The sequence below is a fragment of the Pseudomonas sp. Pf153 genome (genome assembly GCF_001269775.1).
GTDB lineage: Bacteria > Pseudomonadota > Gammaproteobacteria > Pseudomonadales > Pseudomonadaceae > Aquipseudomonas > Aquipseudomonas uvaldensis.
On the sequence record NZ_LHVL01000005.1, the window covers coordinates 56,186 to 68,690 of the forward strand.

Below are 12,505 nucleotides of genomic sequence, written 5' to 3' on the forward strand. Positions count from 1 at the left end.
CATGCAGGATGAGTTCAACGATCCGCTCTGGCGGCAGGTGGTGTCCGGTGCCCAGATGTTGTTCGTCGCCTTTGGCGCGCTGGTGCTGATGCCGCTGATCACCGGGCTGGACCCGAACGTGGCACTGTTCACCGCCGGCCTGGGCACGATCCTGTTCCAGGTGGTGACCGGGCGCCAGGTGCCGGTGTTTCTGGCCTCCAGCTTTGCATTCATCACCCCGATCATCCTCGCCAAGGGCCAGTTCGGCCTGGCGGAGACCATGGGCGGCGTGATGGCGGCCGGTTTCGTCTATACCTTCCTGGGCCTGGCGGTGAAGATCAAGGGCACCGGTTTCATCGACCGACTGCTGCCGCCTGTGGTGATCGGTCCGGTGATCATTTCCATTGGCCTGGCGATGGCGCCGATTGCCGCGAACATGGCCATGGGCAAGGCCGGTGACGGCACCGAGCTGATTCACTATCAGACCGCGATGATGATCTCCATGCCGGCCCTGCTCACTACTCTGATCGTCGCGGTGTTCGGCAAAGGCATTTTTCGTCTGGTACCGATCATTTCCGGCGTACTGGTGGGCTTCGCCATGTCGTTCTTCTTCGGCGTGGTGGACACCGCGAAGATCGCCGCCGCGCCATGGTTCGCGCTGCCGAACTTCACCGCGCCGGCGTTCAACTGGCAGGCCATCCTGTTCATCGTACCGGTGGCCCTGGCCCCGGCCATCGAGCACATCGGCGGCGTGATCGCCGTGGGTAGCGTGACCGGTCGCGACTACCTGAAAAAACCTGGCCTGCACCGCACCCTGTTCGGAGATGGCATCGCCACCACCGCCGCCGGCCTGTTCGGTGGCCCGCCCAATACCACTTACGCCGAAGTCACCGGCGCGGTGATGCTGACCAAGAACTACAACCCGAAGATCATGACCTGGGCAGCGATCTTCGCCATCGCCCTGGCATTCATCGGCAAGTTCGGCGCGCTGCTGCAAAGCATCCCGGTACCCGTGATGGGCGGGATCCTGTGCCTGTTGTTCGGTTCGATTGCAGCGGTGGGCATGAACACCCTGATCCGCCACAAGATCGACCTGGGCGAGGCACGCAACCTGGTGATCGTTTCGGTGACGTTGGTGTTCGGTATCGGCGGCGTGCTGATCGGCACCGGCAACGGCCCGGACGACTTCGGCCTCAAGGGCATCGCACTGTGCGCGGTGGTGGCGATAGGGTTGAACCTGATCCTGCCGGGCAATGACAGCTGGAAGCACAAGAAGGCGGATGAACCGCTGATCTGATAGGTGTGTTATCTGATGGGGCCTCTTCGCGAGCAAGCCCGCTCCCACAGTGGATCTTGGGTGGTCACAGGACTTGTGTACACCAGAGACCCCATGTGGGAGCGGGATTGCCCGCGAAAGGGCCCTTGAACTCTATAGAGCGATCGGTGCCCGCTCGCATAATGTGCTCAATGCCTTTACCCACTGCGGCTGATCATTGAGACACGGCACCAACACCAGTTCCTCCCCACCCGCCTCGCGAAACTGTTCACGCCCACGGTCGCCGATTTCCTCCAGGGTTTCGATGCAGTCCGCCACGAATGCCGGACACATCACCAGCACCTTCTTCACCCCGCTTTTGGCCAGCTCATCCAGCCGTGCTTCGGTATAAGGCTCGATCCACTTGGCGCGGCCCAGTCGCGACTGGAATGACACCGACCATTGGCCATCCGCCAGCCCCAGGCGCTTGGCGAACAATTCGGCGCTGCGAATGCACTGGGCGCGGTAACAGGTGGCCATGACTTGAGGCGGCGCGTTCTTGCAGCAGTCGGCATCCTTGAAGCAGTGAAAACCCGTTGGATCGAGCTTGGTCAGGTGCCGTTCCGGCAGGCCGTGGAAGCTGAGCAACAGGTGATCGTAGTCTTGCGCCAGATAGGGCTTGGCGCTGGCAACCAGCGCGTCGAGGTATTCCGGCTGATCGTAGAATGGCTGAAGAATCGAGAACTGCACATCGAGCCCCTTCTCCCGTACGACACGCCTGGCTTCCTCGACCACCGTGGTCACGGTGCTGTCGGCGAACTGCGGATACAGAGGTGCCAACGTGATTTTCTTGTGGCCCTGGCTCGCCAGGCGCACCAGCGCCGACTCAATGGACGGCTGGCCATAGCGCATCGCCAATTCCACCGGGCCCTGGGTCCATTGTGCGGTCATCGCCTGTTGCAACCGGCGGCTGAGCACCACCAGCGGCGACCCTTCCTCCCACCAGATCGACGCATAGGCGTGAGCCGATTGCTCGGGGCGCTTGATCAGGATCAGCGACACCAGCAACCGCCGCACCGGCCAGGGCAAGTCGATGACGTAAGGGTCCATCAGGAATTGATTGAGGTAGCGGCGCACATCGGCCACCGAGGTGGAAGCAGGCGAACCCAGATTCACCAGAAGCAACGCGTGATCGGTCATGCAATGTCCTATTTCAAAAGCGGGGGGACAAGTCGTCCAGCGCCGCGGGCAAATCAGTGAACCGGAAAATGAAACCCGCCGCCTGCAATCGGGCCGGCATGGCACGCTGCCCGCCCAGCAACAGCAATGACATTTCTCCCAACGCGACTTTCAACACCAGCTCCGGCAACGGCACCACCGCAGGCCGGTTCAATACCTCACCCAAGGCCTTGGCGAAGTCGCGATTGCGCACCGGGTTCGGCGCGCAGGCATTATAAGGACCGCTGGCATCATCGCGGTGCAGAAGAAAATCAATCAGGGCGATTTGATCGTCGATATGAATCCACGGCATCCATTGCCGACCATTGCCGATACGCCCGCCCAGCGCCAGTTTGAAGGGCAGTAGCAGCCGCGACAAAAAGCCGCCGTCGGCGGACAGGACCAGGCCGGTACGCACCAGCACGACACGCACCCCCATGGCCTCGGCCCGTTGCGCGGTCTCTTCCCAGGCGATGCATAGTTGACTGGCAAAATCTTCGCTCACCGGCCCCGATTCTTCGGTCAGCTCACGCTCGCCACCGTCACCGTACCAGCCCACCGCCGAACCGGAAATCAACACCCGGGGTTTCTGTTCGCAACGCTCCAACCAGGCCAGCAACACTTCCGTCAGGGTGATGCGGCTGCTCCACAAGAGCAACTTGCGCTTGTGGCTCCAGGGTCGGTCGGCAATCGGCGCGCCGGCGAGATTGATCACAGCGTCCACCGGATCGTCGATCTCATCGAGCTTGGCGATCCCCCTCACCTGCGCTCCACAGAGCTCCGCCACCTGTTCGGGCCGACGACTCCACACCGTCAGGCGATGCCCCTTCGCCAGCCAGTGACGGCAAAGCGCGCGTCCGATTAAACCAGTACCGCCGGTCAGCAATATGTGCATGAGGTGATCCTCTCATCGCGTTTTACCCGGCCCATTAGTCTATTTTTATAAGCAGGGATTTTTCGTATCGGACAGGGTCTGTTTTAACAATAGGACAACCTGTCGAACGCGAACGGTAAAAACTTATACCAAAAACCCGAATTGTACAGGTTTAAACGACGGCGTAGTCTGTACAGAAAGGTAAACGAGGCCCTCATGACTGTACCTATCGCAATCATCGGCACCGGCATCGCCGGACTCTCAGCCGCCCAGGCCCTGACGGAGGCCGGGCATGTCGTTCAACTCTTCGATAAAAGCCATGGCAGCGGCGGACGCATGTCCAGCAAACGCAGCGACGCCGGTTCACTGGACATGGGCGCGCAATATTTCACCGCCCGCGATCGCCGCTTCGTGACCGAAGTGCAGCGCTGGCAGGCCAATGGCTGGGCGGCGGAATGGAACCCGCAGCTATACAACTCCCAGGGTGGGCAACTGACGCCCTCGCCGGATGAACAGACCCGCTGGGTCGGCACCCCGCGCATGAGCGCCATCACCCGCGCCTTGCTCGGCAAATTGCAAGTGCAGTTCTCCTGCCGGATCACCGAGGTGTACCGCGGCCAGGAGCATTGGCACCTGCAGGATGCGGAAGGCTTCACCCACGGCCCTTTCGGCCAGGTTGTCATTGCCACGCCCGCCCCCCAGGCCACTGCATTGCTGGCAGCCGTGCCAAAGCTGGCCAGCGTGGCGGCCGGAGTGAAAATGGACCCGACCTGGGCCGTGGCCCTGGCCTTCGAAAAACCGCTGGACACTCCCCTGGAGGGCTGCTTCGTACAAGACAGTCCCCTCGACTGGCTGGCGCGCAACCGCAGCAAGCCGGGACGCGACAGCCGGCTCGACACTTGGGTGCTGCACGCCACCAGCGACTGGAGCCGGCAGCACATCGACCTGTCCAAGGAAGCGGTGATCGAACATCTGCACGGTGCATTCGCCGAACTGCTGCACAGCGCAATGCCTGCTCCCAGCTTCAGCGTGGCCCATCGCTGGCTGTACGCCCGTCCCGCCGGCAACCACGAATGGGGCGCTCTGGCCGATGCCGACCTGGGGTTGTATGTCTGTGGCGACTGGTGCCTGTCCGGCCGGGTCGAAGGTGCATGGCTCAGCGGCCAGGATGCCGCCCGCCGCCTGCACGCCAGCCTGCAGTAATTCGCTTCACCCCGCACTACCGCTGCTGTCGCAACAGACAGCAGCCTGTCTGCGAACACGCCGCTTCTCCCCTGCACGCTGAAACCGGTTGACTTGCGCGCTGGCAAATCTATGATGAAATAATTGTACAGAAATATAAATTTGTACAAGATCATGGAATCAGAGGTGCCCATGTCCAACGAAACCGTCGCCAAGCCGAAGATCGCTATCAGCGCCTGCCTGATGGGCGCACAAGTCCGCTTCAATGGCGGGCATAAACAGTCGCAACTGTGCAGCCAACTGCTGGCGGAGCATTTCGATTTCGTACCGGTGTGCCCGGAAGTCGCCATCGGGCTGGGCATTCCGAGAGAAGCGATCCGGCTGGTGGGTAACCCGCTGCATCCCGAAGCGGTCGGCACGGTGACGCCTGACCTGAACGTGACACGGCCGCTGGCCGAATACGGTCAGCAAATGGCTGACACACTGGGTGACATCTGCGGCTACATCTTCATGCAGAAGTCACCGTCCTGTGGGCTGGAGCGGGTCAAGGTCTACGATCATAACGGCGTGCCGCAGGGCGGTGGTGGACGCGGCCTGTATGCACAGGCGTTCTGTAACCGTCATCCGGACCTGCCGGTGGAAGAGGATGGCCGCCTCAACGATCCAGTGCTGCGGGAGAATTTCCTGACCCGGGTTTTCGCCTACGCAGCCTGGCAACCGTTGCGCCAGAAGCACCTGACCCGCCGGGATCTGATTGAATTTCACTCCCGCTACAAATATCTGCTGATGGCCCACAATCCGGTGCAGTACAAGGCGCTGGGCAACCTGCTGGGCAGCATGGGCAAGACCGATCCAAACGAACTGGGGCCACGCTACTTCAGTGCGCTGATGGCCGCGTTGAAAAAATGCGCCACCCGAGGCACCCACACCAACGTCTTGCAACACCTGAGCGGTTACCTCAAGCATGTCATCGACAGCGAAGACAAGCAGGAAGTCCAGCACCTCATCGGTCAATATCGGCGCGGCATCGTACCGCTGGTGGTACCGCTGACCTTGCTCAAGCACCATTTGCGCCAGCATCCCGATCCCTATCTGGCGCAGCAGGCCTACCTGCAACCGCACCCGGAAAACCTCAGCTTGCGGAACGCTATCTGATGGCGCGCGAGCCGGATTCGAGCGCTCGGGAAGACCTCGGTGCGGACTTCGCCGAGGCTTTGGCGCAGGGTTGGCTTCCGATACGCGAGGTCGCGCGCCGGACCGGTGTCAACGCCGTCACGCTGCGGGCCTGGGAACGCCGTTATGGCTTGATCGTGCCGCACCGCACGCCCAAGGGCCACCGGTTGTTCAGCGCCGAACATGTACAACGTATCCAGACCATCCTCACCTGGATCAACCGAGGGATGGCGGTGAGCAAGATCAAGCCCTTGCTCGATGCACCGCAACCGCCAGCCGAGCCTGTGGAAAATGATTGGCATCGCCAGCGCAACGCCCTCATCGTGGCTGTCACGCAACTGGCCGAGCGCCAGGTCGATGAGCGGGTGAACCAGGCCATGGCGCTCTACCCGCCCCTGACAGTGTGCGAACAGTTACTGCTGCCCTTGCTGAGCGATCTGCAGTTGCGTTGGCAGGGGCAGTTCGGGGCGCAGTTGGAACGGGGGTTCCTGTACTCCTGGCTACGCAGCAAATTTGGCAGCCGGATCTACCACAACAACCGCCAGCTACGCGGCGCGCCGTTGCTACTGGTCAACCATTCGGACGAGCCCCTGGAACCCCTCCTGTGGCTCACCGCCTGGCTGGCCAGCAACGCCGATTGCCCGGTGGAGGTATTCGATGGGCCGATACCGGCGGGTGAACTGGCGGTGGCCGTCGAACGCCTCAAGGCTCGCGGCGTGCTGTTGTATTCCAGTCACGCCCTGAACCTGTCCCAACTGCCCAGGCTGCTGAGCGGTATCGACTGCCCGGTCGTTATCGCCGGTACTCCCGCATCGATTCACCACGCCAGGTTATCCACCGGCGCAGCGATGATGAACATCACCTGGGCCGAAGATCCCTTGGCGGCCTACCGTGAATTGAGCCGCAGAGCCCTTCTCTGAATGGAAAACCCAATGCAACTGATCTGGCTGCGCAGCGACTTGCGCCTGCACGACAACACCGCCCTGGCCGCTGCCGCAGCACGTGGGCCCTGCGTGGCGGTGTACCTGCCAAGTCCGGAACAATGGCGCAGCCACGACGATGCGCCGTGCAAGATCGATTTCTGGCTACGCAACGTGGCTTCCTTGAGCGCGGCCCTGGGCGAACTGAACATCCCATTACTGATCCGTCCGGCGCCACGCTGGGACGAGGCACCGCAAGTGCTGCTCAAGGTATGCCGCGAATTGAAGATCGATGCAGTCCATGTCAATGAAGAATATGGCCTGAACGAAACCCGGCGCGACGCTGAAGTCGCTCGCACGCTGGACGATCAGGGCATCGCGTTTCACAGCTACCTCGATCAGTTGCTGTTCAAGCCCGGCAGCGTGTTGACCAAAACCGGCAACTATTTCCAGGTGTTCAGCCAGTTTCGCAAAGTCTGCTACGGCCGGCTGCACGTCTCATTGCCAAGCCTGGTTCGCGCACCGGCCCGGCAGGCACACACCGGCATCGCCAGCGATCCGGTGCCGTTGCACATCGAAGGCTTTGCGCCCTCCGGCGAAGCCCTGCGTGCCCTTTGGCCCGCCGGCGAAAGCGAAGCCCGACGACGCTTGGAGACGTTCGTCGAGCAGCACCTCGACCATTACCAGACCGATCGGGATTTTCCGGCCAAACCCGGCACCAGCCAACTCTCGGCTTACCTGGTGGCCGGCGTGGTGTCGCCGCGCCAGTGCCTGCACGCCGCACTGCAAGCCAACCAAGGCGAATTCGAAAGCGGTAATGTCGGGGCTGTGACCTGGATCAATGAATTGCTCTGGCGTGAGTTCTATAAACACATTCTGGTGGGCTATCCCCGGGTATCCCGTCACCGGGCATTCCGCCCGGAAACCGAGGCGATGGCATGGCGCGATGCCCCTGAAGAACTGGCCGCTTGGAAAGAGGCCCGCACCGGCCTGCCAATCATTGACGCGGCCATGCGCCAACTGCTGGAGACAGGATGGATGCACAACCGCTTGCGGATGGTTGTGGCAATGTTCCTCACCAAGAACCTGCTGATCGACTGGCGCGAAGGCGAGCGCTTTTTCATGCAGCACCTGATCGACGGCGATCTGGCCGCCAACAATGGCGGTTGGCAGTGGAGCGCCTCCACCGGCACGGACGCAGCGCCCTGGTTCCGGATTTTCAATCCACTGAGTCAATCGGAAAAATTCGACCCCACAGGATCGTTCATCAAACACTGGTTACCGGAACTGAACGATCTGGACAGGCAACAGGTCCATAACCCCAAAGCCCCCTGTGGATTGTTTGACCGTGTGGATTATCCCGCTCCGATCGTCGACCTCGGCCGATCACGAGCGCGTGCGCTGGCCGCTTTCAGACAGCTGCCAACGCAATAACGCCGCGCCGCCGAACCGTTGGGCGATCAACGAACATGAAATTGATTGAATGCGGATGCACTTTCCACCACTCGGGATATAGTCTTACTTAATCATGGATTAGCCGTAAAGCCTTGTAGCAGACACGGCGCAACCCTAGCGGAAGGAGCAAGGAATGGGTGTGAAACCGCCACGGCGATACTGGCTGACAGGGGCGGGTGACGGCGTTGCCGCTTCGCTTGCCGTAAAGCTGCTTGAAAGCGGTGCGCACCTGGCGATCAGTTCGCGCTCGGCCCAACCCTGCGAAGCCCTTTGTGCACGATATCCGGACCAGCTACTGATCGTGCCCGGCGATCTGACCGACAGCCAGACTGTGCGCGAGATCGGCGAGCGAATCGCCCAGCAGTGGGGCGCCCTGGACACCGTCATCCTGAATGCCGGAACCACCGAATACGCCGGCGCCCATCCTACCCCCCAGGCATTCATCGAACAGCTGGTACGCAGTAATCTGCTGGCGGCCAGTTTTTGCATCAAAACGGCTTTGCCGCTGTTACAGGCAGGCGTCCTCCCCCATCTGACAGGGATTGCCAGCCCGGCGACTTACTTGTCTCCATCACACACCGAGGCCAGCGGCAGCACCATGGGCTCTCTGTTTGAATCGACTCGCGTGAGGCTCGCCCCCAGGGGCATCGACGTGACGCTGGTCCGCCCGGGGTTCGACCATGTCTCGCTGTGCCTCGACGATGGTGTGTTGCCTACTGTCTGCTCGACAGACGAAGCAGCGACCTACATTCTGGCCAACCTGGCCGAAAGACCCCCTGAGCTGATCCTCCCGGTCGCCGCCCTGGCAGCGCTCTGGCCGCTGCCCGAATCGGCCCGGACCGGGCAGACGGACATCGCCCCTTGCCAGCCCGATACTTGGTCACCGATCAAGGGTCGCCCTTGAAGGACCCGGTTGCCTTACACTGCCGGCCATGAAAAACATCCCTCTTGTAGATCTCCCTGCGCCGGCCATTACCTGTTCGAGCTGTGCGGCATGCTGCTGCCGACTGGAAGTGTTGTTGATCACCGACACCGGCGTCCCGCAACGATTCATCGCCGTGGACGATTGGGGCGCAGAAGCCATGTTGCGGCTGGATGATGGCTGGTGCGCGGCGCTGGATCGCGACAGCATGAGGTGCACGATCTACGAAAAGCGTCCGTTGATTTGCCGGGAGTTCGAAATGGGTGCGCCGGAATGCGTTGAAGAACGCCAAGGCATTGCGACGGTGTATCGATAAAGAACAGCACGCCCTTGATGAGGCCCAGCTCGCCGAGATGGGCGGCGGGATCGATTTGCTGGTGCTGAACGGGCGCTATCGCGAGCAGGCTCGCTCCCACATGGAATTCAGGCGAGGTCCCGTTGCGGGGAGCCTCGACAGACTTGTGGGAGCAGGCTTGCTCACGTAGCACGTAGGGGCCGGCCCCCACAGGGCTGTCGGGAATTACAGCGGCATCGTGTAATGCAGCGCGTAGCTCTCCACACCGTCATTGTCCGACGCGATACCCGCGTTGGAATAATGGGTGGCGCGAATGCCCACTTCATGTCCGCCATTGAAGCGCAGGCCGAAACCAATGCGATCTTCGAACTGGAACGCACTGCCCAGCTTGTTATCTTCCAACTCAGTGTTGGCAAACAACGCAACGCCGATACCCGCCTCGATGTAAGGCTTCACGTTCTGGCCGGAAAATTCATACACGAAGACCGGCGAGAACGACAGGCTGTGGTTACTCGAAGTCTCATCCCCTTCCCAATAGGTGTAGGCACCGCTCCAGTAGCCCGTCAGACGACCCACATCGCTTTGCAGCCAGCTCTTGTCCCAATCGAACTGCATGCCCAAGCGATAGGTCATGGTCGAATCGCTGGTCTGACCGATCCCGAACTCCACACCCGCCGCTTGCGCAGTGTAAGTGTGCCCCAGCAACGCAGCCGCAATGGCGGCAAAACAGAATAAGCGCTTCATTAGAAACATCCTTTTCCGAACAGACTTAGTTAGTTTTTTCTTACAACCAGACAGAGCTATAGAAATCTCCGTTGAAACAGAAGTTCAGCCCCATTTACGCAATTTTCACGTTTTTTTTACAGATCGAAGCTTCGCACAATGCCAGACGATTGCCACAACATTGGTAGGATTTTTCCTAAATGTATCGGATCCGCGCTACTCCAGAACTGGGTTTCGCTGACAGGCCCCTCCGCCAACGCTCCCCGCTCAGCCAACAACCGCTGCAGCTGGCGAGCCACGGCGGCGCCAGTGTCGATCAGGCTGATATGCGCCGGAATCATCTGCTTGAGCATGGGTTTGAGAAACGGATAGTGGGTGCAGCCCAGGATCAGCGTGTCGCAACCGGCGGCCAACAAGGGGTCGACATACTGACGCAACAGTTCATACAAGGCCGGGCTGTGCAAATCCCCCGTTTCGATCAGCTCCACCAATCCGGGACACGGCTGGGTGATGACTCGCACATCGGTGGCGAAGCGATCGAGCAGCGCGGCGAACTTGGCGCTCTGCAAGGTGCCGGTGGTGGCCAGTACCCCGACGATGCCGCTACGGGTAGCGGCAGCCGCCGGCTTGACCGCCGGCTCCATGCCGACAATGGGCCAATCGGGGAAGTCACGGCGCAGATCGGCCACGGCAGCCACCGTTGCGGTATTGCAAGCGACCACCAGGGCTTTGGCGCCCTGCCCCAAAAGAAAGTCGGCGATGATGGAGCTGCGCTGCCGGATGTATTCCGGTGTTTTCTCGCCATAGGGAATATGCCCGCAATCGGCGACGTACAGCAGCGATTCATTGGGCAGCAGATGACGGATCTCTGCCAGCACCGAAAGCCCGCCGACCCCTGAGTCAAGCACCCCGACCGGCGCGTTATTCATGCCTGTCACCACACACGCTGCAGCCCGGGTCGCGCTTGACCCTCAGTTCGCGGAAACGTGAACCCAGGGCATCGATCAACAGCAGACGTCCTACCAGCGGTTCACCAAACACGGCCAATAGTTTCAGCGCCTCGAGGGCTTGCAGGCTTCCCACCACCCCCACCACCGGACCGAGCACGCCCGCTTCGCTGCAGGTCAGCTCGGCTTCGCTGCCATGGCCGTAGAGACAGTGATAGCAAGGGCTGTCGGCGCGGCGCGGGTCGAATACCGACAGTTGCCCTTCCAGGCGGATCGCCGCGCCGCTGACCAGCGGTTTACCCGCTGCGACGCACGCTGCATTCACCGCTTCGCGGGTAGAAAAATTGTCGGAGCAGTCCAGCACCACGTCCACGGCTCCGACTGCGACGGCCAGGCTGTCTTCGTCCATGGCGGTCGGATGAGGGACCAACCCGATCTCCGGGTTCAGCGCTGCCAGGCGACGCATCGCCGAATCGACCTTGCTCAACCCCACGCTGCCAGTGTCGTGGATGATCTGGCGTTGCAGGTTAGTGAGGTCAACCGTGTCGAAATCCGCCAGATGCAACTCGCCGACGCCGGCGGCGGCCAGGTACAACGCCACCGGGGCGCCGAGGCCGCCAAGACCGACGATCAATGCGCGGCTCTGCTTGAGCCGTACCTGGCCGTCGATGTCGACGTGCTGCAGCAGGATCTGCCGGCTGTAGCGCAACAGCTCCTGGTCGTTCAGCACGGCAGACACCCCAGGCTGATGCGTTCATGGCCGCCCAGGTCCTTGCGACTGTGGACTTCGGCAAATCCCTGGGTTTGAAGCAGGTCACGCACCGCATTGGCCTGGTCGTATCCATGTTCGAGCATCAGCCATCCACCCGGAGCAAGATGATCCGGCGCTTGGGCGATGATCGTGCGCAGGTCATCGAGCCCATCCTGGCCCGCCACCAGCGCACTGGCCGGCTCGAAACGCACGTCGCCTTCGGCCAGGTGCGGATCGGTGGCAGCGATATAAGGTGGATTACTGATGATCAACTCGAAACGCCGGTCGGCCAGGGCGCTGAACCAATGACTGTTCAGCACCGTGACATTGCCCAGGTCCAGGCGCTGGCGATTGCGTTCGGCCAGGGCCACAGCCTCGAGCACACGATCAACCGCGGTAACCGTCCAGGCCGGGCGTTCACTGGCCAACGCAAGGGCAATCGCACCGCTGCCGGTGCCCAGGTCCAGAACCCTGACTGGGGTGGCCGGCAGCAATTGCAGCGCGGTTTCCACCAGCAGCTCGGTGTCCGGACGGGGAATCAGGGTGTGGGGCGCGACTTCCAGGTCGAGCTTCCAGAACCCCTGTTGCCCCAGGATATAAGCCACCGGCTCGCCGGAGCGACGACGACGCAGGTACTCGGAGAACAACAGCGCCGCTTCGCTCGGCACGATCCGCTCGGGCCAGGTGTGCAGGAAGCTGCGGGGCTTGCCCAGGGCTGCCGCCAGCAGCAACTCGGCATCCAGGCGTGGTGTCGGCGAATCCGGCAGCTGGGCGGCGCGTAATACACTGGCGATGATGGTCATGGGGTCAC

Annotated in this window: 13 protein-coding genes; 7 read left to right on the forward strand and 6 right to left on the reverse strand. The window is 61.6% G+C overall.

The features are described 5' to 3' along the window. The first annotated feature begins 1 nt into the window (after window position 1). Window positions 2–1,276, forward strand: a complete 1,275-nt coding sequence (locus AD666_RS00695; protein WP_053146546.1) for a uracil-xanthine permease family protein — start codon at window positions 2–4, stop codon at window positions 1,274–1,276. Window positions 1,277–1,408: 132 nt separating this feature from the next. Here the strand turns inward: AD666_RS00695 and hemH are convergent, their stop codons facing one another. Beyond that, window positions 1,409–2,434 carry a ferrochelatase gene (hemH, locus tag AD666_RS00700; protein ID WP_053146547.1) on the reverse strand — a complete coding sequence of 342 codons (1,026 nt, stop codon included), beginning with the start codon at window positions 2,432–2,434 and terminating at the stop codon, window positions 1,409–1,411. Window positions 2,435–2,447: 13 nt separating this feature from the next. Then, window positions 2,448–3,347: a TIGR01777 family oxidoreductase gene (locus AD666_RS00705; RefSeq protein WP_053146548.1), complete on the reverse strand. Its 900-nt coding sequence runs from the start codon at window positions 3,345–3,347 to the stop codon at window positions 2,448–2,450. Window positions 3,348–3,542: 195 nt separating this feature from the next. Between AD666_RS00705 and AD666_RS00710 the strand changes: the two genes are divergently transcribed. The 6 genes from AD666_RS00710 to AD666_RS00735 all read left to right on the forward strand — a co-directional run bounded on the left by AD666_RS00710 (window position 3,543) and on the right by AD666_RS00735 (window position 9,294). Then, entirely contained in the window at window positions 3,543–4,529 is a 987-nt protein-coding gene (locus tag AD666_RS00710) for an NAD(P)/FAD-dependent oxidoreductase (RefSeq protein WP_053146554.1), read from the forward strand. Between the two features lie 171 nt (window positions 4,530–4,700). Further along, the gene (locus tag AD666_RS00715; RefSeq protein ID WP_053146555.1) at window positions 4,701–5,663 is read left to right on the forward strand and encodes a DUF523 and DUF1722 domain-containing protein; all 963 of its coding nucleotides are present in this window, start codon (window positions 4,701–4,703) and stop codon (window positions 5,661–5,663) included. Then, window positions 5,663–6,601 carry a MerR family transcriptional regulator gene (locus tag AD666_RS00720; RefSeq protein ID WP_053146557.1) on the forward strand — a complete coding sequence of 313 codons (939 nt, stop codon included), beginning with the start codon at window positions 5,663–5,665 and terminating at the stop codon, window positions 6,599–6,601. The genes AD666_RS00715 and AD666_RS00720 overlap by 1 nt, the downstream gene beginning before the upstream one ends. A gap of 12 nt (window positions 6,602–6,613) precedes the next feature. Further along, window positions 6,614–8,035: a deoxyribodipyrimidine photo-lyase gene (phrB, locus tag AD666_RS00725; protein WP_053146559.1), complete on the forward strand. Its 1,422-nt coding sequence runs from the start codon at window positions 6,614–6,616 to the stop codon at window positions 8,033–8,035. A 154-nt stretch (window positions 8,036–8,189) separates the two neighbouring features. After that, window positions 8,190–8,960, forward strand: a complete 771-nt coding sequence (locus AD666_RS00730; RefSeq protein ID WP_053146561.1) for an SDR family oxidoreductase — start codon at window positions 8,190–8,192, stop codon at window positions 8,958–8,960. A 28-nt stretch (window positions 8,961–8,988) separates the two neighbouring features. Further along, on the forward strand, window positions 8,989–9,294 hold the full coding sequence (locus AD666_RS00735) for a YkgJ family cysteine cluster protein (protein ID WP_053146564.1): 306 nt from the start codon (window positions 8,989–8,991) through the stop codon (window positions 9,292–9,294). A 204-nt stretch (window positions 9,295–9,498) separates the two neighbouring features. Here AD666_RS00735 and AD666_RS00740 read toward each other — a convergent pair whose 3' ends face one another. From AD666_RS00740 to prmC, 4 genes are all read right to left on the reverse strand, one after another. Then, entirely contained in the window at window positions 9,499–10,017 is a 519-nt protein-coding gene (locus AD666_RS00740; protein ID WP_053146566.1) for an acyloxyacyl hydrolase, read from the reverse strand. A gap of 116 nt (window positions 10,018–10,133) precedes the next feature. Next, the gene (gene murI / locus AD666_RS00745; RefSeq protein WP_053146568.1) at window positions 10,134–10,925 is read right to left on the reverse strand and encodes a glutamate racemase; all 792 of its coding nucleotides are present in this window, start codon (window positions 10,923–10,925) and stop codon (window positions 10,134–10,136) included. Then, window positions 10,918–11,673: a molybdopterin-synthase adenylyltransferase MoeB gene (locus AD666_RS00750; RefSeq protein WP_053146570.1), complete on the reverse strand. Its 756-nt coding sequence runs from the start codon at window positions 11,671–11,673 to the stop codon at window positions 10,918–10,920. Before AD666_RS00750 ends, murI begins: the two co-directional genes overlap by 8 nt. Continuing rightward, window positions 11,667–12,497 (reverse strand): peptide chain release factor N(5)-glutamine methyltransferase, encoded by an 831-nt coding sequence (prmC, locus tag AD666_RS00755; RefSeq protein ID WP_053146572.1) that lies wholly within the window; start codon window positions 12,495–12,497, stop codon window positions 11,667–11,669. The genes AD666_RS00750 and prmC overlap by 7 nt, the downstream gene beginning before the upstream one ends. Between the last annotated feature and the right edge of the window lie 8 nt (window positions 12,498–12,505).

Excerpts from the sequence above, each read along its gene's own strand:
- murI (WP_053146568.1), bottom strand. The coding sequence starts at position 10,925 with ATGAATAACGCGCCGGTCGGGGTGCTTGACTCAGGGGTCGGCGGGCTT.
- AD666_RS00720 (WP_053146557.1), top strand. The coding sequence starts at position 5,663 with ATGGCGCGCGAGCCGGATTCGAGCGCTCGGGAAGACCTCGGTGCGGAC.
- hemH (WP_053146547.1), bottom strand. The coding sequence starts at position 2,434 with ATGACCGATCACGCGTTGCTTCTGGTGAATCTGGGTTCGCCTGCTTCC.
- AD666_RS00710 (WP_053146554.1), top strand. The coding sequence starts at position 3,543 with ATGACTGTACCTATCGCAATCATCGGCACCGGCATCGCCGGACTCTCA.
- AD666_RS00715 (WP_053146555.1), top strand. The coding sequence starts at position 4,701 with ATGTCCAACGAAACCGTCGCCAAGCCGAAGATCGCTATCAGCGCCTGC.
- phrB (WP_053146559.1), top strand. The coding sequence starts at position 6,614 with ATGCAACTGATCTGGCTGCGCAGCGACTTGCGCCTGCACGACAACACC.
- AD666_RS00705 (WP_053146548.1), bottom strand. The coding sequence starts at position 3,347 with ATGCACATATTGCTGACCGGCGGTACTGGTTTAATCGGACGCGCGCTT.
- AD666_RS00730 (WP_053146561.1), top strand. The coding sequence starts at position 8,190 with ATGGGTGTGAAACCGCCACGGCGATACTGGCTGACAGGGGCGGGTGAC.
- prmC (WP_053146572.1), bottom strand. The coding sequence starts at position 12,497 with ATGACCATCATCGCCAGTGTATTACGCGCCGCCCAGCTGCCGGATTCG.
- AD666_RS00735 (WP_053146564.1), top strand. The coding sequence starts at position 8,989 with ATGAAAAACATCCCTCTTGTAGATCTCCCTGCGCCGGCCATTACCTGT.
- AD666_RS00740 (WP_053146566.1), bottom strand. The coding sequence starts at position 10,017 with ATGAAGCGCTTATTCTGTTTTGCCGCCATTGCGGCTGCGTTGCTGGGG.
- AD666_RS00695 (WP_053146546.1), top strand. The coding sequence starts at position 2 with ATGCAGGATGAGTTCAACGATCCGCTCTGGCGGCAGGTGGTGTCCGGT.